This window comes from Paraburkholderia sp. J7, from assembly GCF_905220155.1.
Taxonomy (GTDB): domain Bacteria; phylum Pseudomonadota; class Gammaproteobacteria; order Burkholderiales; family Burkholderiaceae; genus Paraburkholderia.
On the sequence record NZ_CAJMYZ010000160.1, the window covers coordinates 1 to 220 of the forward strand.

General features: G+C 62.3%; 1 protein-coding gene. It reads right to left on the minus strand.

What is annotated here, in order from left to right; translation table 11 throughout:
* On the minus strand, positions 1-220 hold a 220-nt coding region (locus U5A58_RS40775), incomplete at both ends, for an ATP-binding cassette domain-containing protein (RefSeq protein ID WP_321965492.1).

Genomic DNA, 220 nt, shown 5'->3' on the forward strand with positions numbered 1-220 from the left:
ATACGCCGGCACGCCCTTGATCGACTGGCCCATGTACTCGATGTCGCCCGCCGAGTACGGCTTCAGGCCGGTGATGGCCTTCATGGTCGTGGTCTTGCCCGCGCCGTTCGCGCCGATCAGCGTGACGAGTTCGCCCTGGCGAACTTCCATGTCCACGCCCTTGACCGCCTGGATCCCGCCGTAGTTGACCTGCAGACCCTTGATTTTCAGAACCGATGTT